The 19,483-nt window shown below is 56.0% G+C and carries 19 protein-coding genes; 17 read left to right on the top strand and 2 right to left on the bottom strand.

Translation table 11 applies throughout. The features are described from left to right. Positions 1-10 precede the first annotated feature (10 nt). The 4 genes from ABLO27_RS19190 to ABLO27_RS19175 all read left to right on the top strand — a co-directional run bounded on the left by ABLO27_RS19190 (position 11) and on the right by ABLO27_RS19175 (position 3,388). Positions 11-661 carry a CoA pyrophosphatase gene (locus ABLO27_RS19190; protein WP_353034793.1) on the top strand — a complete coding sequence of 217 codons (651 nt, stop codon included), beginning with the start codon at positions 11-13 and terminating at the stop codon, positions 659-661. Then, positions 661-921 carry a DUF6111 family protein gene (locus ABLO27_RS19185; protein ID WP_352940851.1) on the top strand — a complete coding sequence of 87 codons (261 nt, stop codon included), beginning with the start codon at positions 661-663 and terminating at the stop codon, positions 919-921. The genes ABLO27_RS19190 and ABLO27_RS19185 overlap by 1 nt, the downstream gene beginning before the upstream one ends. Before the next feature lie 4 nt (positions 922-925). Beyond that, the gene (locus ABLO27_RS19180; RefSeq protein WP_353034792.1) at positions 926-2,170 is read left to right on the top strand and encodes a CCA tRNA nucleotidyltransferase; all 1,245 of its coding nucleotides are present in this window, start codon (positions 926-928) and stop codon (positions 2,168-2,170) included. A 105-nt stretch (positions 2,171-2,275) separates the two neighbouring features. Continuing rightward, a complete protein-coding gene (locus tag ABLO27_RS19175; protein WP_353034790.1) occupies positions 2,276-3,388 on the top strand; it encodes an HD-GYP domain-containing protein in 1,113 nt (370 codons plus the stop codon). A gap of 13 nt (positions 3,389-3,401) precedes the next feature. Here ABLO27_RS19175 and hemF read toward each other — a convergent pair whose 3' ends face one another. Together hemF and ABLO27_RS19165 are read right to left on the bottom strand one after the other, a co-directional pair. Then, positions 3,402-4,328, bottom strand: a complete 927-nt coding sequence (hemF, locus tag ABLO27_RS19170; RefSeq protein ID WP_353034788.1) for an oxygen-dependent coproporphyrinogen oxidase — start codon at positions 4,326-4,328, stop codon at positions 3,402-3,404. Between the two features lie 57 nt (positions 4,329-4,385). Continuing rightward, entirely contained in the window at positions 4,386-4,856 is a 471-nt protein-coding gene (locus ABLO27_RS19165; RefSeq protein ID WP_353034787.1) for a tRNA (cytidine(34)-2'-O)-methyltransferase, read from the bottom strand. 224 nt (positions 4,857-5,080) lie between these two features. On the opposite strand from ABLO27_RS19165, the gene ABLO27_RS19160 reads away from it, so the two are divergent. The 13 genes from ABLO27_RS19160 to ABLO27_RS19100 all read left to right on the top strand — a co-directional run bounded on the left by ABLO27_RS19160 (position 5,081) and on the right by ABLO27_RS19100 (position 19,457). Continuing rightward, positions 5,081-6,868, top strand: coding sequence for an ABC transporter ATP-binding protein (locus tag ABLO27_RS19160; protein ID WP_417714813.1), 1,788 nt, complete (start codon positions 5,081-5,083; stop codon positions 6,866-6,868). 67 nt (positions 6,869-6,935) lie between these two features. After that, positions 6,936-7,337 (top strand): DUF2177 family protein, encoded by a 402-nt coding sequence (locus ABLO27_RS19155; RefSeq protein ID WP_353034784.1) that lies wholly within the window; start codon positions 6,936-6,938, stop codon positions 7,335-7,337. Positions 7,338-7,542: 205 nt separating this feature from the next. Further along, positions 7,543-8,862, top strand: coding sequence for a methyl-accepting chemotaxis protein (locus ABLO27_RS19150; RefSeq protein ID WP_353034782.1), 1,320 nt, complete (start codon positions 7,543-7,545; stop codon positions 8,860-8,862). Between the two features lie 147 nt (positions 8,863-9,009). Further along, positions 9,010-10,860 (top strand): putative bifunctional diguanylate cyclase/phosphodiesterase, encoded by a 1,851-nt coding sequence (locus tag ABLO27_RS19145; RefSeq protein WP_353034780.1) that lies wholly within the window; start codon positions 9,010-9,012, stop codon positions 10,858-10,860. Positions 10,861-11,309: 449 nt separating this feature from the next. After that, entirely contained in the window at positions 11,310-11,738 is a 429-nt protein-coding gene (locus tag ABLO27_RS19140; RefSeq protein ID WP_353034778.1) for a hypothetical protein, read from the top strand. Positions 11,739-11,740: 2 nt separating this feature from the next. Beyond that, a complete protein-coding gene (locus ABLO27_RS19135; protein ID WP_353034777.1) occupies positions 11,741-13,579 on the top strand; it encodes an ABC transporter ATP-binding protein in 1,839 nt (612 codons plus the stop codon). 307 nt (positions 13,580-13,886) lie between these two features. Further along, positions 13,887-14,447, top strand: coding sequence for a ubiquinol-cytochrome c reductase iron-sulfur subunit (gene petA, locus ABLO27_RS19130; RefSeq protein WP_353034775.1), 561 nt, complete (start codon positions 13,887-13,889; stop codon positions 14,445-14,447). A 25-nt stretch (positions 14,448-14,472) separates the two neighbouring features. Beyond that, positions 14,473-15,738 (top strand): cytochrome b, encoded by a 1,266-nt coding sequence (locus ABLO27_RS19125; RefSeq protein ID WP_353034774.1) that lies wholly within the window; start codon positions 14,473-14,475, stop codon positions 15,736-15,738. Positions 15,739-15,768: 30 nt separating this feature from the next. Next, positions 15,769-16,608, top strand: coding sequence for a cytochrome c1 (locus ABLO27_RS19120; RefSeq protein WP_353034772.1), 840 nt, complete (start codon positions 15,769-15,771; stop codon positions 16,606-16,608). A gap of 129 nt (positions 16,609-16,737) precedes the next feature. Then, complete coding sequence (locus tag ABLO27_RS19115) at positions 16,738-17,619, top strand: S-methyl-5'-thioadenosine phosphorylase (RefSeq protein ID WP_353034770.1); 882 nt, start codon at positions 16,738-16,740, stop codon at positions 17,617-17,619. A gap of 129 nt (positions 17,620-17,748) precedes the next feature. Next, positions 17,749-18,297: an adenine phosphoribosyltransferase gene (locus ABLO27_RS19110; protein ID WP_353034768.1), complete on the top strand. Its 549-nt coding sequence runs from the start codon at positions 17,749-17,751 to the stop codon at positions 18,295-18,297. Between the two features lie 6 nt (positions 18,298-18,303). Further along, entirely contained in the window at positions 18,304-18,966 is a 663-nt protein-coding gene (gene bluB, locus ABLO27_RS19105; RefSeq protein WP_353034767.1) for a 5,6-dimethylbenzimidazole synthase, read from the top strand. A gap of 11 nt (positions 18,967-18,977) precedes the next feature. Continuing rightward, a complete protein-coding gene (locus ABLO27_RS19100; protein ID WP_353034765.1) occupies positions 18,978-19,457 on the top strand; it encodes a GNAT family N-acetyltransferase in 480 nt (159 codons plus the stop codon). Positions 19,458-19,483: the final 26 nt, after the last annotated feature.

The following is a 19,483-nucleotide window of genomic DNA, read 5'->3' as shown; positions in this document are numbered from 1 at the left end:
GCCAGACTGAATGACCGCACCTTTCGAGACAAAAACATTCTCCGGTGAAAACTGGATGGGAGATCTTCGTTCCCGTTTGGGGGAAGCGTCCGCTCACGATGGTGAGCAGGATACGGGAGATCACGTGCTGAATCCCGATCTGGGCCCTTATGCCAGATGGGAAGGTCCGCCACGCGATGCTGCAGTTCTGATCGGCATCCTGGAGCGTGGAGACGGTCCAAGCGTCGTGCTCACCCAGAGAACCGGTCATCTCAAATCCCATGCCGGGCAGGTCGCGTTTCCAGGCGGGAAGATTGACCCGACCGACGATGGGCCGATTGAAGCCGCGCTGAGAGAAGCCGACGAAGAAATCGGACTGCCGCCGGGACATGTGGAGCCACTGGGAAACCTTGCGCCGTACCTGACAGGTTCCGGTTATCGCGTCGTCCCGGTCGTCGGTGCGATCCGTGAGATTTCTTCCTATCATCCCAATCCGGGTGAAGTGGAGGACGTGTTCGAGGTGCCGCTCGATTTCCTGATGAATCCTGCCAATCACCAGAAACAAAGCCGGGTCTGGCAGGGGAAAAGACGTTACTTTTACGCCATGCCTTTCGGCGAACGCTATATCTGGGGTGTTACCGCCGGTATCATCCGCTCCTTGTACGAAACGGTCTATCGCTGATGCTGCGTGTTTTCCTGACACACCTTATTTTGTTCTTCCTGCCATTTTTCTGCTATGCGCTCTGGCTGTGGGTGACCAAGAGGAACAAACACCCGGACCGTTGGTCCAAGGGCCCGATTGCCTGGCTTACGCTCACCGGACTTGTTCTGGTGATTTCAGGTTTTGTTGTGATGGCCTCGATAACGAGGGGGCCGGAAGGCACGGACTACAAACCGTCGCAGATGAAAGACGGCGTATTTGTGCCGGGCCGGTTTGAATGATGCGATGACTGTAAACGTCGACGACATACTCCGGCAGGCCGACTGGCTGCAGGTTCCTGGGATACAGGATGTGTTTTCTGCGATCGAGCAGGACGGGGATCAGGCACGTGTTGTTGGTGGTGCTGTCCGCAATACTCTTCTCGGTCATCCAGTTCCGGACGTGGACATTGCGACAACCGCACGGCCGGAAGACGTCATGCGACGGGCGGCGCAAAGTGGGCTGAAGTCGGTGGGAACCGGTCTTGATCACGGCACGATAACGGTTGTCAGCAGCGGCTTTCCCTATGAAGTCACAACCCTGCGGGAAGACGTTGAGACCTTCGGTCGACAGGCACGTGTTGTTTTCGGCAAGGATTGGGTGAAGGACGCAAAGCGTCGCGATTTCACAATGAATGCCCTTTATGTGGATCGCTACGGTGGTCTTCACGATCCTCTTGGCGGGTTGAAGGATTGCCTGGAACGCCGGGTGCGTTTCATTGGCGATCCGGACAAACGTATCAAGGAAGATTATCTGCGCATTCTGCGTTTCTTCCGCATTTACGCTGCCTATGGGCGCGGTGACATGGACGCGGAAGGCCTCGGCGCGTGCTTGCGTCAGCGCGACGGGCTCAGACGCCTGTCTGCGGAGCGAATTGGCCACGAAATGCGCCGTCTTTTGCGGGCTCCCCTGGCAGCAATTGCACTGCGCATGATGAATGACTGCGGGCTTTGGGAAATCGCGACCGGTGGCTTGGCACGTATTGGCGATTTTGAGGCCTTGCGTGACCTGGAAGTTCACGCTCCCGAAATCCGGGACCCTGAAGTGGGGCTTGTGGTTCTGGTCGGATTTGTGCGCGAAGACCTTGAGAGAATTTGCGATCGCTTCCGCTTGTCGAACGCCGAGCGCAAGCGCATGAAAACGGCCTGGGCCGCAAGCAAAGCCTTCCGGTCTACCAGCACGTTTCCCCCGGCTGCATCGCTTGTTTACGAGTTCGGCAGGCAGGGAGCGGTAGACGGGCTGCTGGCGGTATGGGCCAGGCAGCACGCTCACAATTGCGCAGATGCTGAATCCTTCAGGAAGATGCTTTCAGACATCAGATTGCAGGCTATTCCGGAATTTCCCCTGAAGGGCGCGGATTTGATCGCCTCCGGTCATCGCCCGGGGCCTGGGCTTGGTGATATTCTCAAGAAACTTGAAGACGATTGGCGTGAAAGTGGATTCTCGTTAAGCAAAAGCGACCTGATTTCCAGGGCTGACAAGCACTTTTAGCGAATTTTTAAAAGAAATCCGGCCAAATATGCGGATGTTTTTCGCAGCTCAAAATTCCTGAGTTCATTTTTTCTCCCGCTGCTGGAGAAATCAGACGAGGCGTGGATGGAAATTGTTCTGATTTCAGATGGACCACTTCCGCTGGACTCTCCAGTTAGAAAACTTCCCTTTTTCTTTCCGGCGCGCCTGATCGATATGTCCAAGGTTTCGCCGGACACTGTCGGAGAAGGCAAGATAGCCGTCATTGAGCTTCTGGATTCAACCGACAACGGCCTCAAGGCGCTTAAGGCCTCCTGGGCAAGTATCGCTGAAATTCCCGTTATCTGCCTGGTGTCCCACAAGACCCGCAAGGAAGTCATTCAGGCTGCGGCGCTGGGCAAAACGGAAACTTTGGAACGCGACTCACCATTTTCGTTGCTGCTGAAGCGAATAAAGACGCTGTTGAATACCGACATTTGTGCTGCTCTTCCCAGAAAGACACCGGCACAAACCGTAGAGGCCTACAAAAAGAGCAACGCGTTTTTGGAGAGCCTTTGTCTTTCGTCGGCCGAAGGCTCGTCCGTGCGGGTCACCCTGATGAACGAAAGCGCAGACGAAATGCTCAACGCTCTCTCCACCGATGGACTTTCATCGTGGCTCGGAGCGGTTCAGACACATCACAGTGCAACCTACTGTCATTCCCTCAGGGTTGCGGGTCTTGCAGGCATGTTCGCCAAGCATCTGGGGTGGAGCGACGAAGACTGCAAGGAAGTGATTGCCGGTGGGCTCGTTCATGATGTCGGCAAGATGCGTATTCCGCTGACCATCCTGGACAAATCCGGCAAACTCACGAAAGAGGAGCGGGCGCTGATTGCAAAGCACCCGCAATTTGGCCGGAACATTCTGAAGTCGAGGCTGGAAGTTTCGGCCGATATCAAGCGGATGGCGATCCAACATCATGAGTATCTGGATGGATCAGGTTATCCGGACGGCCTCAAAGGGGACCGGATCACTCCGAAGGTTCGCCTTATGACGATCTGCGATGTTTTCACGGCGCTGACTGAAGAGCGGTCCTACAAGGACGCCATACCGGCGCGCACGGCTCTGACAATGCTGAAAGACATGGGGCCGAAACTCGATCAGAAGATGGTTGCGCAGTTTGCCAACATGCTGTTCGGGCGGGAGTTCGGGGCTGTCAGCCGCGCGCCTGTTCAAGCGAAAGGCGGCGCGGCTGCCTGAGGTGAGCTGAAGCTCAGGGCCACTTCACAACCGGTGGCATCGAGGACAGGATGGAAGAAACATTGCCGCCTGTCTTGAGGCCGAAAATCGTGCCGCGATCATAAAGCAGGTTGTATTCGACATAGCGTCCCCGGCGCACCAGCTGCTCCTCACGCTCTGCTTCCGACCATGTCTTCTCAAAATTCCGGCGTACCAGCTCGGGGTAGACGTTCAGGAATGCACTGCCCACGTCCTTGGTAAAGGCGAAGTCGGCATCCCAGTCTTCACTGTTGAGATAGTCATAGAAAATGCCGCCGACGCCGCGTGGCTCGTTCCGGTGTTTCAGGAAGAAATAGCCGTCGCACCAAGCCTTGTAGGCATCGTAGTCTGCGACCTCGTGGGGGGTGCAGGCGCTGCGCATTGCTTCGTGGAAAGTGATGGTGTCCGGATCGGTTTGAGTGCGCCTGGTATCTAGCACGGGAGTGAGATCTGCCCCGCCGCCAAACCATTGTTTTGTCGTGACCACCATGCGGGTGTTCATGTGCACGGCCGGCACATGGGGATTGTGCAGATGGGCAATCAGGCTGATGCCGGAGGCCCAGAAGCGCGGATCTTCGTTCGCACCCGGTATCTGGCCCCTGAACTCAGGTGAGAACTCGCCGTGAACGGTTGAGACGTGAACTCCAACCTTTTCGAAGACGCGACCATACATCATGGACATGACGCCGCCGCCACCCTTGGCACCGGTGCTGTCCGTCCGCTCCCAGGGAGTTCGCTCAAAGCGGCCTGCTGGCCAATCGGAAAGCGGACCGGAACGGTCGGCAATTTCGTCCTCAAGGTCTTCAAAGGCCTTGCAGATCTGGTCTCGCAGGGATTGGAACCAGCTGGACGCTACCTGTTTCTTGTCCTCGATACCGTCCGGGATCGGACCACCGCGGTTTTCCGGAGAAGGTGCACTCATGTGATCGGCCTTGAAAGATTGTCTTGTTATTCCGGGGACGACCCCCGGATGGTTGCTTCAGCTCTGGCTTTTAGGAAATGTACCCGTTTGCCGCAAGGCTTCGCCAAGCGCCATTCCAGCGGATACTGCTACGTTTATGGAGCGCATTCCCTCAATCATCGGAATTGTCAGTCGCGCATCTGCAAGATCATGAATTTCCTTAGGAACCCCGGTGCTTTCCCGTCCCATGAAGAGAATGTCGCCCGGCTCGAAAACACAATCCGTGTAGGGTAACGCAGATTTGGTTGTCAGCAAAATCAACCGCCGGTTCTGTTCTTCACGCCAGGTTTCGAATTCGCCAAAGGACGTGTGACGCCGCATCGATGCGCGCTCGAGATAGTCCATGCCTGCGCGTTTTAGCGCGCTGTCGGAAATCGGAAAACCGGCCGGCTCGATAAGATGCACCGTTACGCCCATACAAGCGGCAAGGCGCAGAATGGTTCCGGTGTTTTGCGGAATATCGGGTTGATAAAGAGCAATGTCTGGCATGGGATTCCGAGGTTTCGTCGCAATGGCGCCGACATAACAGTTGCCAACAGGTTTGTCATTTTGAGTGCGCGTCACCGCTTCAAAATGTCTGGGCCAAATTTCTTTCAAGCGCGTAGGATACAGCCGAGAATCGCTCCTGCCCCTACTGGAGACGTGCTGTGTCCCCGCTTTTCCGACTGTTCGAGACCTGGATAGACCCTTTTCGTGCTGCGCCTCGTAAAGACATGCCGCGCGGTGGCTTCGCCTTCCTGTTCTACTTTGTCAGCCAGGTTCGCTGGCCGTTTGCAGCGATGTTGGGGCTCGGGTTTGCATCGGCGCTGGTCGAAGTCACGATCTTCAGTTTTCTGGGAAACATTGTCGACCTTCTGGAAACCGGTAACCGGGCAACGTTCTTTTCCGACAATGCCTGGACGCTTCTGACGATGGTTGCAGTGGTTCTGCTCGCGCGAACCATTGTCAGCGCGCTCATGGCGTTGGTGGAAGAGCAGACCGTTGTTCCGGGTTTCTTCAATCTTGTCCGCTGGCAATGTCATCAGCGGGTCATGAAGCAAAGCCTCAGCTATTTTCAGGACGACCTTGCCGGGCGGCTTTCGCAAAAGGTCATGCAATCAGGCATGTCGGCAGGGGATTTCATGATCAACCTGCTTCAGGTCGCCTGGTTCATTGTTGTTTATGCTGCCACCACATTGGTGATGGTAAGCGAGCTGGACATTCGCCTCGGCGCAATCGTCGGGGTCTGGCTGATCTGTTTTGGCGTGACGGCATGGGCCTTCGTTCCACGCGTCCGTGATGCGTCAAAATCAGTTGCCAATTCCTATTCAGGCGTCACCGGTCGGCTCGTGGACACCTACACCAACATTCAGTCGGTGAAGCTGTTCGGTTCAACAAGGGAAGAAAGTCGGGGTGCGAGGGCTTCAGTCGAGGCCTTTATTCTGAAACTGCAAACCTTCACGCGTCTGCTGACGTCGATCCGGATGATCATGTCCGTCATCAACGGGGTAATGATCGTTTCAATCACGGCAATGGCGCTGAAGGTCTGGCAGGACGGAGGGATCAGTACCGGTCATGTCGCTTTTGCTCTCAGCCTGATCTTGCGTCTCAATATTCTGCTCAACCGGTTGTTCAATCAGTTGAACGGTTTGTTTCGCCATTTTGGCTCGCTGCAGGACAGTATGGAGACGGTCGTAAAGCCGATTTCCCTCGCGGATCAGAATAATGCGCAGCAGCTGGACGTGACACAGGGACGAATCAGATTTGAAAACGTCCGCTTTCACTATGGCAAGAAAGATGGCGTGATCGAACATCTGGATCTGTCGATTGCGCCAGGAGAACGTGTTGGCATTGTCGGGCCATCCGGTGCCGGGAAGACGACACTGGTCAGTCTCCTATTGAGATTCTTTGACGTTGAGGCGGGCCGGATCATGATTGACGGGCAGGACGTGCGCGGCGTCACACAGGAGTCTCTGCGCAAGGCAATTGGCGTGGTGACGCAGGATACATCCCTGTTGCACCGGTCAATTCGCGAGAACATTCTGTATGGCCGGACGTCTGCAACCGATCAGGAGCTCATTGAAGCTGCGCAAAGGGCGCATGCTTTTGATTTCATCCAGCGGCTGGAAGACAAGAAAGGACGCACGGGATTTGACGCGTTTGTGGGAGAACGCGGCGTGAAATTGTCGGGTGGGCAGCGGCAGCGCATCGCAATTGCACGTGTTCTGCTGAAAGATGCGCCGATACTGGTTTTGGATGAAGCAACTTCGGCTCTGGATTCAGATGTCGAGGCGGCCATTCAGGAAAATCTTCAGCGCCTCATGGCCGACAAAACGGTGATTGCCATTGCCCATCGTCTTTCCACCATCGCGGCGATGGATCGCCTGATCGTCATGAACAAGGGCAAAGTTGTGCAGCAGGGCAGCCACGAAGCTCTATTGGCTCAGGAAGGTGGGCTTTATGCGCAGCTCTGGCATCGACAGTCAGGCGGTTTTCTGGTGGGAGAACCTGAGCTTGCGTGATGACTGAGCCGATTGATCCGACCGCCTGCGGCCGGCGTATATCGTGGGTCAATAATCTGAGGGTCCAATGATTCAGCTTGCTGCTGCCTATTTCTTTACCGCCGTGGTGTTCCTTGCCGTCGACTATGTCTGGTTGTCTCAGGTGGCGACCAGATTTTATTTTGACCGGATCGGGCACCTTCTGATGGACAAGCCGAACATGGCCGCTGCGGGCGTGTTCTATGTGATTTACATTGTCGGGATCGTGTTTTTTGCCGTGGCTCCGGCTTTGAAGGCAGATAGTCTGGCGGTCGCGGTCATATACGGCGCAATGTTTGGCTTCTTCACCTACGCGACTTATGACGTGACCAACTTCGCTACCCTGCGAGACTGGCCGGTTATTGTCACGATCGTCGATGTTGCGTGGGGCACAACATTATCTGCAGTTTCTGCGTGCGGTGGATATTTATTCGCACGTATGGTTGCGTGAGGCTTTGCAAATACCTCCATTCCACTGACATTATTCAGCCAAATCTTCGAGCCTGACAACTCAAACAGTACCTCGGCGACAAACTTATGCGCTGTTGTTACTGATTATTTACGCACGCCACTATAGATTTTCCTGGACTCAGTAGAAAAAGAGTTTTCAGCAATCTCAGGTTGCTGAAATTCGGTGTGATACTCGGGGTAATAGCGTGACTCTATCGATTAAGGGCAGATTCGTCGCCATGGTTCTGTCCGCCGCCGTCATCATGATGGCTGGGACGGCATTTGCATTCTACACCTTTCGCCAGGCCTTCATGCAGGAAATCGGAACACCGGAGAGTGCGCAACGGTTCCTTACAGGTGACGTCGCCAGCCACATTGACGGTCTCATACTTGATCAGATGATCACGATCGGGATGGTCGTGTCACCAGTCGGACTGGCGTTCCTGGGTTTCGCGTTGATTCTCGCAATCGGCCTCGCACGTCCTCTGGCACGTTTGCAAAACGGCCTGGACCGCCTTTCTGAAGGTGATCTTGATATTCAGATCGAAGGGGCGGAGCGCGACGACGAAATCGGCGCCATCGCACGTTCGGTTACTGCATTCCGTGAAAACCTGGTTGAAAAGGCAAAGGAGCAGGCCGAACAGGATCTTGCTCACCAGCAGGCGATGAATGCGGAGCGCAAGGCTCTTATGCAGGATGTGGCTGACGACTTCGAGAAGTCGGTTATCGGTGTCGTGTCAGCTCTCTCCAAAGCAGCTGGCAGCGTGGAAGGCAATTCCAGTCAGTTGAACAATGCCATGGGTTCGTCTTTGGAAGCGGTACAAGGCGTTCATCAGGCAACGTGTGAAGCCAACAACTCCGTAGAAGTGGTTACGAATTCCGCCGAGCATCTGTCGCAATCCCTGATGAGGGTTCGCGAGGATGTGGATCAGGCGACCACCATCGCCAGCACCGCGGTAGAAGAAGCCCGCAAGACGGACGAGGTCGTCGGCCGGCTTTCCGAAACCGGTCGCGCAATTGGGGAAATTGTCGAACTGATCAGTCAGATCGCGAGCCAGACCAATTTGCTGGCGCTGAACGCGACCATTGAAGCGGCGCGAGCAGGTGACGCCGGTCGCGGTTTTGCAGTTGTGGCCAATGAAGTGAAAGCTCTCGCGGAGCAGACAACGAAGGCCACCGACGACATATCCGCACAGGTCGCGTCGGTTCAGGATGTTGCCGAACAGTCCGAGACTGCGATCCGCTCCATTGCCGAAACGATCGGGCAGGTAAGCGATATTTCCGGCAAGATCCGGGAAGCTGTTGAAGAGCAGACCACCGCGACACACGAGATCAGCAGCAATGCGCAGACAGCTCGATCCAGCTCCGAACAGGTCGGTAGCAACGTCAACACGCTCAGCGGCGTGATGGAGACCAGCCGTTCGGCAACGGACGAGATGCAGCAAGCCTCTGCTGATCTGGGAGAGCTTTCCAACAATCTTCAGTCACAGGTCAGCCAGTTTCTGAAGAGCATTCGTGCAGCCTAACGAGCAAGGTGCTCGCCCTCCGCAAAATTGCGGAGGGTTTTGGGGCGGCTTTCCCAGGAGAGCCTCAAGTTAGAGATTGTTTCAGAATTTTCGTCTTAGGTTAACGCAAGGAGAGACCTGAGACGAAGATGATGATCGGAAGAAACCTTGGCTGAATGGCCAGCAAACCACCTGTTGATCAGCCTGGGGATCGGGGCAATTGTTCTCGGTCTCGGGTATGCTTTCGGTCGCTGGCAGCGAAGCAGGCGAGAAGCGGAGCTGTCTTCCAGATTTGAAAATGATGCCGCCATCCTCAAGCTGGTCGTGGAACACGCCCACGAGGGGCTTGTCCTGCAAGACTTGTACGGCCGCATCGAATGGTCCAATCCCGCCTATAGCCGGTTGACCGGATACACCGCCGAAGAAATCCGCGGGCGGCGACCGCAGGAATTCGTGCTGACACCGGAAAATGAGCTTCCTGCCGAGACCATCGAAAGCTTCAAATTCGATCTGAACGACATTCATTCCGGTTACAAGGAATTGATCCTGAACCGGCGGAAGAACGGCGAGCAGTTCTGGAACCAGCTGACATTCGCGGTGGTTGATGGCGACACGCCTGAAAACACCAGAATGATCACCTTGTGCCAGGATGTCACCAGCCAGGTGGAGCATGTGAAAGCGCTGGAGGAGGCCCGCAACAAGCTGAAGTATCAGGCTGAGCATGATGACCTGACCGGTGTTGCGAACCGAACCGGTCTGGCGGCCTACCTGGAGGAGCAGCTTTCCAAGCCGGAGAACGGTAGCGGCAAGATCGGCGTCGTCCATATTGATCTGGACCACTTCAAGGACATCAACGACAGCCATGGGCATATCGCCGGCGATGCGGTGTTGCGGCACGCGGCCAACGTTCTGAAAACCAGCCTTGAGGGCAGGGGACTGGTGGCACGTATCGGAGGCGATGAGTTTATCGGTATCGTTGCCGATCCCGAGGATCAGGGCCGAATGGAAGTGCTGGGGAACAAGATACTGGAAGGTCTTGCTCAACCGGTCTCGTTCGAAAACCAACCCCTGCGAGCTGCGGGCAGCGTCGGACTTGTGCTTGCCGATGCAGCAAAAACAAGTGCCTCTGAATTGATCCATCGCGCGGATATCGCTCTCTACGCGGCAAAGAGATCGGGCCGCAACAGACTGTCCTGGTACACAGATGCGCTTGGTGCAGCGCATCGCCAGAAGCGGACAATACTGGCAAAGCTGGATCGGGATCTCGAAAACGATAACTTAACCCTGCTGATGGAACCGCAATTCGACATCGAGAGGCAGCAGATCGTCGGATATGAGGTTTCAACCAGATGGTTGCATCCGAACGAGGGGTTGATCGATCCGGTACAGATGCTCTCTCAGCAGGAAGACAGCAAACGGATTGCGAAAGTTGAGCGCTTCGCCTTGAGAAACGGCTTTGCTCAGGTCAGGCGGCTGCGGGAAGCATCCAACATTCCCTTTAAGATGTGCGTCAACCTCACCGAAGCGAGCTTCAAGTGTTCTCGTATGCAGGACAAGCTGTTGCAATTGGCGCGGGAAGCTAAATTCGAGCCGGCAGATATCGTGATCGAACTTGACGAGAAGATCATCCGCTTCGATGAACAGCAGGGACTTGTGGGGCAGGTCGAAAAGCTATCGGCAAATGGTTTTCAGGTCGGACTGGATGAGTTTGGCGGTGGGCACGGTGGGGCTGGCCAGCTTCTTCATATGAAAGCTGATGTGATGAAGGTCAGCAAAGGATTGATCGCCGGTCTGGAACACGAAACGAACAAGCGGCAACTGGTTCAGTCGGTCATCAAACTGGCGGCGCAATTCGGTCTGAAGGTTGTTGCCGTCGGAGTGGATCAGCCCCAACAGCTGGACCTTCTGAAGGACTTCGGGTGCACCCTTATTCAAGGGGAGCTCATATCCAGGCCCCTTTCGCCTGACGAGGCCGAGATACATATGCGCGGGTTTGCACTTCCGGATGCTGCTCAGTGAATTCTGGAGGATTTCTATCCAGCAACTGGATTGCCGAGTTGCCCTTCTCTGATTGAAACTTCAGCCCGGTGAAACCAACAGCTGTGTCCGTTCGGCAACAGTTTTCGCTTTCCTGCAGCAATTCGTCACGCTGCCTCTTTTCAAGCGGATCAAAAGCGGTTACCACTGCAACCAGTCAGCTCTGACAGCTGGCTCTTCTTTATGAACCCCAGCGGCCGCCCGGCTGCGCAACCAGGAGGGCACTAGATGATAGATCGTTGCATGATCCACCCATATGCCGCTCCAGCAGGTTGCTCCAAGGTTTCTGTGCGCCTCCTCTAGGGGGCTCAGTCCTTCTTCAATATCCAGAACTTTGCGGTGACCGGCTCAAGCCGTCTCCTGTGTGCTGCATGCGCGTCTGCGCATGTCCGCCGTCACCTGTTACATAATTCCAATTCGGAGTCTTTCCGATGTCGTTCCAGTTACCGCCGGACCTGGCTGCGTTAGCAGACCGTCCGGACTTCGAAGTGTCTGTTCCTGAAGAACCAGAACCGGGATTTATCCGCCGTATCGGTCGGATGGCTGCCTCCCTGGGGATTTTCGTGGGAACCACAACCTTAGTCGCCGTGATTTTCTTTGTCCCGGTGCTTATCTTCAATGTGAGCAGGATCGAGGCTCTTGAAATTGCGGGGCAGCAAATTTCTGCGTCGCTGTTTGCCGAGCAGCTTGGTGCCCTTTTCTGGGGCACGGCAATCCTGGCTCTCGCTTTTACCAGCTTTGTGGCCAGTCTCTTGATGTTTGCGTCTGGTCTGAGAATTCGTCCGCGAAATCAATCGTTTAGCCGTGAGGATGCTGTGCATCACCTGGCTGTGCTACGGTTGAGCGGGCCTGAGAGGTAATCATGTATGATCGGTTCGAAAAACTCGTAGATCCGTTCGAAAACACTGAACTCGACGTGCCGCCCAAAGGTTTTTGGTCTTTCTGTTGGTATTACACCAAACCTGTCTGGCCGATTCTGGCCTGCGTGTCGCTCTTTGGAACCCTGGTCGCCCTTGCTGAAGTTTACATCTTCACCTTTTTGGGCGACCTGGTCACGTGGCTTGAAAAGTCCGATCCGTCCACGTTCTTGAACGAGAACTGGCCGACGCTGCTTTTCATGCTGGTGATCCTGCTGGTTCTCAGGCCGGCGCTGGAAGTTGTCTGGCAGCTCTTTTTCCACCAGGGGCTCATGGGCAACTATCCCATGTCCATACGTTGGCGGGTGCACCGATATCTGCTTCGTCAGAGCGTTTCGTTCTATCAGAATGACTTTGCGGGACGGATTGCGACGAAGCTGATGCAGACGGCTCTGGGTGTGCGGGAGGTAATCTCCCGCATGGCCGACATCATGGTCTATGTCGTGGTGTATTTCACTGCGGCGGTGATCGTTGTTGCCGGTGCAAACTTCTGGCTGAGCCTGCCATTTCTGGTATGGGTCGGTGCCTATCTTCTGACCATCCGTTTCTTCATTCCGAAGCTGCGCGATGTGTCAAAGGAACAGGCGGATGCCCGTTCTTTGATGACCGGTCATGTCGTTGATGCATACACCAACATAACGACAGTAAAGCTGTTCTCGCATGCGGACCGGGAAGAGGCGTATGCCAGGAACTCCATGTATGGCTTCCTGAAGACGGTGTTTCTTCAGATGCGGCTGGTCACCGGGCTCAATATTGTTCTGGTGTTCATCAACATGCTGCTTCTGACTTCGATCGGAGCACTTGCGATCTTTCTCTGGCAGGCCGGTACGGTGACCATCGGTGAAGTCACGATCGCCGTTGCCTTCGTTCTGCGTCTTCAGGGAATGTCGCACTGGATACTGTGGGAACTGGCCGGTCTGTTTGAAAACATCGGTACGGTTCAGGATGGCATCACCACCATTTCCCGGGAACGGGAAGTGATGGACGTTCCGCAGGCCAAGGCACTTGTCGTCGATCAGGGTGAGATCAAGTTCGATCACATCAAGTTCCACTATGGCAAGGAATCGGGTGTGATTGACGATCTCAGCCTGACCATTCATCCGGGCGAGAAGATCGGTCTGATCGGACGGTCGGGTGCAGGCAAGTCGACGCTCGTGAATCTGCTACTGCGGTTTTACGATCTTGAAGGCGGGCGTGTTCTGATCGACGGTCAGGAAGTCGCAAAGGTGCGTCAGGACGATATCCGGGCAAACGTGGGCGTCGTGACACAGGATACGTCACTGCTGCACCGCTCCATTTTCGAAAACGTTGCCTACGGGAAACCGGATGCGACGCGCGAAGATGTGGAGGCAGCCCTGAACAAAGCGCATGCGCTTGAGTTCGTCCATGGGCTCGAGGACATGGAAGGTCGCACGGGGCTCGACGCTCATGTCGGTGAAAGGGGTGTCAAACTCTCCGGTGGTCAGCGCCAGCGTATCGCCATCGCCAGGGTCCTGTTGAAAGACGCGCCGATCCTGGCTCTGGACGAGGCGACATCAGCTCTCGATTCAGAGGTCGAACTGGCCATTCAGGAAAGCCTGTTCGATCTGATGACGGGCAAAACCGTGATCGCCATTGCTCACCGACTGTCCACGATCGCGGCCATGGACCGTTTGATTGTCATGGACAAGGGCCGAATCATCGAAGAGGGCTCCCATCAGGAGCTTTTGGAGAAGAACGGCCTTTACGCACAGCTGTGGCAACACCAGTCCGGTGGCTTTCTGGCACCCGTGCAGGCGGCTTAATTCACAGAACCAATAGGCAAGACCGGGATTCAATCGAATTCCGGTCTTGCGCTTTTTCCAAAAAAAAGGGCAGAAAAGCGGCACGGGAGTGGTTTTGGCTGCGACATATGCGTTTTGACACGTTTGTTGATCTGGACAAGCGTTTCGAAGGGTGCAAAAAGACAAGCCGCTTGACCGGTGCAGGCTTTTCGCCGTACCCGGTCCCCGAAAAGCCCGGCATGGTTCCGACTCCTTTTTGTCAAAAAGGTGTTTCGGACCTGATGCGGGCTTTCGGTACAGGTTGAACAGGTTTCGAGAGGACGCGACCTTGGCACATACGGATCAGGCGGAACCGACCCGCCGCGATTTCCTCTATATTGCGACCGGCGCCGCAGGCGTTGTGGGCGCTGGCGCGCTGGCATGGCCGTTCATCGATCAGATGAACCCGGATGCCTCCGCATTGGCTCTGGCTTCTATTGAAGTTGATGTGTCTGCCGTGGAAGAGGGGCAGTCAATTACAGTCAAATGGCGCGGGAAGCCCGTCTTCATCCGCAACCGCACCGAAGCGGAAGTGGAAGAAGCCAAGGTTGTTCCGATCGCCGAACTGCCGGACAAACTGGCACGGAATGCCAACCTTCCTGCCAGCGCTGAAGCTACCGACCCGAACCGCGGCGTCGAGGGCAAGGAAAACTGGCTGGTCCAGGTTGGTATTTGTACGCACCTTGGCTGTGTGCCGCTTGGCGACGCCGGCGACTTCGGTGGCTGGTTCTGTCCATGTCACGGCTCCCACTATGACACTGCCGGCCGTATCCGTAAGGGCCCGGCTCCCGAGAATTTGCTGATTCCGCCGCTCGAGTTCGTCAGCGACTCGACGATCAAGATCGGCTAACGGCAGAGATTTTTAGGAGACAGCCATGGCTGGACATTCAAACTATGTACCGCAGAGCGCGGCAGCGAAGTGGCTTGAAAGCCGCTTGCCGGTTATCTCGCTCGTTCGCGGTTCCTTCGTCGATTTCCCGACCCCGAAGAACCTCAATTACTGGTGGACCTTCGGCGGTATCCTGTTTTTCGTGCTGATTGCGCAGATCATCACCGGTATCGTTCTGGTGATGCACTACACGCCGAACACGCTCCTTGCGTTTGACAGTGTTGAACACATCATGCGTGACGTGAACTTCGGCTGGATGCTGCGTTACCTGCACTCCAACGGCGCTTCCATGTTCTTCATCGCCGTTTACATCCACATTTTCCGCGGTCTCTACTACGGTTCCTACAAGGCTCCGCGCGAGATCTCCTGGATCCTCGGCGTGATCATCTTCCTGATCATGATGGGCACCGCCTTCATGGGCTACGTTCTGCCTTGGGGCCAGATGTCCTTCTGGGGCGCGACGGTTATCACCAACCTGTTCTCGGCAATCCCGCTGGTCGGTGAAGCTATCAAGACGTGGCTGTGGGGTGGTTTTGCGGTTGATAACCCGACGCTGAACCGCTTCTTCTCGCTGCACTACCTGTTGCCGTTCATGATCTTCGGCGTTGTATTGCTGCACGTCTGGGCGTTCCACACCACGGGTAACAACAACCCGTCCGGTGTTCAGCCGAAGACCAAGCAGGACACCGTTCCGTTCCACCCGTACTACACGATCAAGGATCTGTTCGCGATCGTCGTCTTCATGATCCTGTTCGCATGGTTCGCTTTCTACCTGCCGAACTACATGGGTCACCCGGACAACTACATCGAAGCGAACCCGCTTGTTACTCCGGCGCACATCGTTCCTGAATGGTACTTCCTGCCGTTCTACGCGATCCTGCGTGCGGTTCCGGACAAGCTTGGCGGCGTTGTTGCGATGTTCGGCGCGATTGCCATCCTGTTCGTCCTGCCGTGGCTCGACACCTCAAAGGTTCGTTCCGGCAAGTACCGTCCGCTGTTCAAGCAGTTCTTCTGGATCTTCGCCTTCAACGCAGTGGCTCTGGGTTACCTCGGAGCGATGCCGGCGGAAGGCTGGTACGTAACGTTCTCGCGTATCTTCACCGTCTACTATTTCGCACACTTCCTGGTCATCCTGCCGCTGCTCGGTTTCCTTGAGAAGCCGCGTCCTCTGCCGGCGTCGATTTCCGAAGCGGTGCTGAAGGGTGGATCCGGTAAACCGGCTGGTGCTGCTGCTGCACCGGAAACGAAATAACGCGAACCGGATCAGGAGTTAATTGAGACAATGAGCACCATGATCAAAATGGTTCGTTCCTTCGTAGCGGTGGCAGCAATTGCCATCGCGACCCCGGCACTGTCTGCCGGCGGCGAAGTTCACATCGACCGCCAGCAGTGGTCGTTCTCAGGCCCCTTCGGTGTCTTCGACCGCGGCCAGCTGCAACGCGGTTTCAAGGTTTACCAGGAAGTCTGTCAGGCCTGTCACGGATTGCGTCTTGTGGCCTTCCGTAACCTTGCGGAAAATGGCGGTCCGAGCTTCAGTGAAGAGGCTGCCAAGCAGATCGCGTCCGAATACACCGTCATCGACGGCCCGAATGACGATGGCGAAATGTATGAGCGCGCTGCAATCCTTGCGGACCGCTTCCCGTCACCGTTCCCGAACGAACAGGCTGCCCGTGCGGCAAACGGCGGTGCCTACCCGCCGGATTTCTCGCTGCTGGCAAAAGCCCGTGCAGCTCAGCGCGGCTTCCCGTGGTTCGTCTTCGACATTTTCACGCAGTATCAGGAAAACGGTCCGGACTACATCTATTCGCTGTTGACTGGGTATGAAGAAGACCCGGAAGGCATCGAAGTTCCGCCTGGCCAGTACTACAACCACTCCTTCCTGGCGGGTCAGTTCATCTCGATGGCGCCACCGCTTTCCGATGATCTGGTTGAGTACACCGACGGCACACCGATGACGGTTGACCACTACGCGCAAGACGTTTCCGCGTTCATGATGTGGGCTGCAGAGCCGCATCTGGAGCAGCGCAAGAAAATCGGTTTCCGTGTCATGGTGTTCCTGATTTTCTTTGCGGCCCTGCTGTACTTCACCAAGAAGAAGCTGTGGCGGAACGTCGAACACTAATTTCCCTTGCAAGAGGGAATTCGAAAGGCGGGCTTTGGGCCCGCCTTTTTTTGTTTTCAGGTCTGTTCAACGTGGCAGCCGCTTGCTAATCAGCTTGTCAAATTGGAAGTTGACCCTGGAGTTCGGACAATGGCAGACGCGGTTTTGGGCATCACTGGTGGATCCGGCATTTACGACTTGCCCGGACTGGAGAATTCCGAGTGGGTCACAGTGGAAAGCCCCTGGGGCGAACCGTCCGACCAGGTGCGCATCGGAACCATTGACGGCCTCAAGGTGGTGTTTCTGCCACGTCACGGCCGTGGCCACGTACATTCGCCTACCACCATCAACTACCGCGCCAACATCGATGTCATGAAACGGTGTGGCGTGACCGACCTCCTGTCAGTTTCGGCTTGCGGTTCCCTCAAGGAAGAGCATGCTCCGGGCATGTTTGTTCTTGTCGATCAGTTCATCGACCGGACTTTCGCACGCGAGAAGAGTTTCTTCGGCACCGGATGCGTGGCGCATGTCTCCATGGCAACGCCGGTCAGCCCAAAGCTTGTGGACGCTGTTGCAGCGGCTGCAGAGGCGGAAGGCCTGCGCTACAACAAGGGCGGGACCTATCTGGCGATGGAGGGTCCGCAATTCTCATCGCTTGCAGAGAGCAATCTCTACCGGTCCTGGAACTGTGACGTGATCGGCATGACCAACATGCCGGAAGCCAAGCTCGCCCGCGAAGCCGAGATCTGCTACGCGACCGTCGCCATGGTCACCGACTATGACAGCTGGCATCCCGATCACGGTGAAGTTGATATCCAGTCGATCATCAAGGTTCTGCAGGACAACGCGGAGAACGCCCAGAAGCTCGTCGCCCGTGTGGCAAAGGACTTTCCGCGTGAGCATCAGTCCTGTCCGGCCGGATCGGACACCGCGCTTGAATTTGCCATGATGACGGCACCTGAAAAACGGGATCCGGCTCTGATGGCGAAGCTCGATGCCGTTGCGGGCCGGGTTTTGAACAAGACCTCCTGAAACTAAGCCTTTTCCTGCTCTAAAACATTCGTCGGACACTGACGAATTCGCTTCGACCGGCATATCAAACTTGATATAAGCGTCGGTCGGGGCCTATGCCGGAACGATCATCCAAAGAAAGAGAACTCGATGACCGACCAGACGATCCAGGATGAATTGATCAGCGCGATTCGTACGATCAAGGACTATCCGCAAGAGGGTATCCTGTTTCGTGACATCACGACGCTTCTCGGAAATGCCAGGGCATTCCGGCGCGCGGTCGACGCGCTGGTGCAGCCTTGGGCCGGATCCAAGGTAGATCAGATTGCCGGTATCGAGGCGAGAGGGTTCATTCTGGGCGGTGCAGTTGCTCACCAGTTGTCTGCCGGTTTCGTGCCGATCCGCAAGAAGGGCAAGCTGCCGCACGAAACGGTCCGGATCGCCTATTCGCTCGAATACGGCCTCGATGAAATGGAAATGCACAAGGATGCGATCCAGCCGGGAGACCGGGTCATTCTTGTGGATGACCTGATCGCGACTGGCGGGACAGCCGAAGCTGCCTGCAAGCTGCTGCGGTCCATGGGGGCAAATATTGAAGCGGCCTGTTTCATCGTCGACCTGCCGGATCTTGGAGGACGCAAGAAGCTCGAAGCGCTGAACGTCCCGGTTCGCACCCTGGTGGAATTCCCGGGACACTGACCTGACATGGTGGGAGGAGCCAAGGTCGACGTCAGCAAACCGGAATTTTCCAGGCAGTTTCAGAAGGACTTCGAAACCCTGCTGAAGTGGCGCCGCGATGTGCGCCGGTTCAAGACGGATCCGTTGCCGGAAGGCGCTCTGGAGCATTTATTGCATCTGGCGGACCTTGCACCATCAGTGGGGAACAGCCAGCCATGGCGTATCGTTGTTGTCGAAGCGCCGGAAAAGCGGGCGGAGGTTATCGCCTCCTTTGAAGCGGAAAATGAAGAAGCGGCGAAGCACTACAACGACGACAAGGCACAACTTTACCGGCAGCTGAAACTCGCGGGATTGAAAGAAGCGCCCGTTCACCTGGCGGTTTTCAGCGATGATGATCCTGAGCAGGGCTATGGCCTTGGCCGGGCGACCATGCATGAAACGCTTGCCTATTCCACAGTCAGCATGGTTCACACCTTCTGGCTGGCGGCACGGGCTGAAGGCATTGGTGTGGGCTGGGTGTCGATCCTGGATCCGGACCTGGTTGCAAAGGTTCTTCAGGTTGACGCCAGCTGGCGGCTTGTGGCTTATCTATGCGTTGGTTTTCCTGAAGAAGAACACATCGACCCGGAATTGGAACGCGCGCGCTGGCAATCGCGCAGTCCCTTGGAGACGCGGTTATTCCGACGATAGGAGCATCTTTTATGCCTGTGATCATCCGCCCGACTGAAGATAAAGATCATGCAGCCGTGCATCAGCTTCTGACGGAGCGCTGGACAGCGCCGGACATCATGCTGGGTGGCAAGATGTATGACGCCTCGCGCCTACCGGGCTATGTCGCTTATGACGGCGACGATCTTGTTGGACTTGTCACGTTGATCAAGACCGATGACGAGTGGGAAATTCTGACCCTTGATTCCATCAATCGCTGGGGAGGTGTGGGCAGTCAGCTGCTTGATGCAGTCGTGACAGAAGCTCGTGCCAACAACTTGACGCGGCTGACGGTACGAACCTCAAACGACAATCTGGATGCATTCCGCTTCTACCAGCGCCGTGGATTCCGGTTCGAGCGCATCGGGCAGGGTGTGATTGACCGGGAGCGAGAACAGAAGCCCGGAATTCCGCTGCGCGGTGACTACGGCATAGAGATCCGCGACGAAATCCTCTTTGCCCGCGCCTTGTAGCACCGGCGATCCGATATCCGGATTGC

It is taken from the genome of Roseibium sp. SCP15 (assembly GCF_040329435.1).
GTDB lineage: Bacteria > Pseudomonadota > Alphaproteobacteria > Rhizobiales > Stappiaceae > Roseibium.
This window is presented reverse-complemented; position numbering and strand designations above follow the sequence as displayed.

Coding starts and splice junctions, on each gene's coding strand:
- ABLO27_RS19125 (WP_353034774.1), top strand. CDS start 14,473: ATGGCTGGACATTCAAACTATGTACCGCAGAGCGCGGCAGCGAAGTGG.
- ABLO27_RS19100 (WP_353034765.1), top strand. CDS start 18,978: ATGCCTGTGATCATCCGCCCGACTGAAGATAAAGATCATGCAGCCGTG.
- ABLO27_RS19110 (WP_353034768.1), top strand. CDS start 17,749: ATGACCGACCAGACGATCCAGGATGAATTGATCAGCGCGATTCGTACG.
- ABLO27_RS19185 (WP_352940851.1), top strand. CDS start 661: ATGCTGCGTGTTTTCCTGACACACCTTATTTTGTTCTTCCTGCCATTT.
- hemF (WP_353034788.1), bottom strand. CDS start 4,328: ATGAGTGCACCTTCTCCGGAAAACCGCGGTGGTCCGATCCCGGACGGT.
- ABLO27_RS19120 (WP_353034772.1), top strand. CDS start 15,769: ATGAGCACCATGATCAAAATGGTTCGTTCCTTCGTAGCGGTGGCAGCA.
- ABLO27_RS19155 (WP_353034784.1), top strand. CDS start 6,936: ATGATTCAGCTTGCTGCTGCCTATTTCTTTACCGCCGTGGTGTTCCTT.
- ABLO27_RS19135 (WP_353034777.1), top strand. CDS start 11,741: ATGTATGATCGGTTCGAAAAACTCGTAGATCCGTTCGAAAACACTGAA.
- ABLO27_RS19165 (WP_353034787.1), bottom strand. CDS start 4,856: ATGCCAGACATTGCTCTTTATCAACCCGATATTCCGCAAAACACCGGA.
- ABLO27_RS19160 (WP_417714813.1), top strand. CDS start 5,081: ATGCCGCGCGGTGGCTTCGCCTTCCTGTTCTACTTTGTCAGCCAGGTT.
- ABLO27_RS19140 (WP_353034778.1), top strand. CDS start 11,310: ATGTCGTTCCAGTTACCGCCGGACCTGGCTGCGTTAGCAGACCGTCCG.
- ABLO27_RS19115 (WP_353034770.1), top strand. CDS start 16,738: ATGGCAGACGCGGTTTTGGGCATCACTGGTGGATCCGGCATTTACGAC.
- bluB (WP_353034767.1), top strand. CDS start 18,304: ATGGTGGGAGGAGCCAAGGTCGACGTCAGCAAACCGGAATTTTCCAGG.
- ABLO27_RS19175 (WP_353034790.1), top strand. CDS start 2,276: ATGGAAATTGTTCTGATTTCAGATGGACCACTTCCGCTGGACTCTCCA.
- ABLO27_RS19180 (WP_353034792.1), top strand. CDS start 926: ATGACTGTAAACGTCGACGACATACTCCGGCAGGCCGACTGGCTGCAG.
- ABLO27_RS19190 (WP_353034793.1), top strand. CDS start 11: ATGACCGCACCTTTCGAGACAAAAACATTCTCCGGTGAAAACTGGATG.